This is a genomic window from Campylobacter concisus (assembly GCF_002913765.1).
Taxonomy (GTDB): domain Bacteria; phylum Campylobacterota; class Campylobacteria; order Campylobacterales; family Campylobacteraceae; genus Campylobacter_A; species Campylobacter_A concisus_BB.
Map to the genome: position 1 here is coordinate 1 of NZ_PPCH01000006.1, position 324 is coordinate 324.

Here is a 324-nt window from a genome sequence, read left to right on the forward strand (position 1 = left end):
ACTTGACAGCGAATTTAGCAGAAAACCAAGCAACCCAGAAATTAAATTCCCAGAAGATACAAACAAAGATGGCAAAATTTCTGATGATGAAAACAAAGCTGGTGACAAAGATGCTGGTAAAACAACAGTAGAAGTTACTATACCAAAAGATGGTTCAGTAAAACCAGGTGATAAAGTAGTAGTTACTGATGACAATGGTAAAAAGACTGAAAAACCAATCAACCAAGATGATATCGATAAAGGTAAGATTGATATCCCAGTTGATCTAAACCCAGGTAAAGATAACAACGTAACAGCAGAGATCATCAATCCAAATAACCCTAA

The 324-nt window shown here is 35.2% G+C and carries 1 protein-coding gene; it reads left to right on the plus strand.

Features of this window, described 5'->3' with window-relative positions; all coding sequences use genetic code 11:
* Positions 1–324 (plus strand): hypothetical protein (locus tag CYO89_RS10275; RefSeq protein ID WP_181001860.1); only part of this gene is annotated, 324 nt, incomplete at both ends.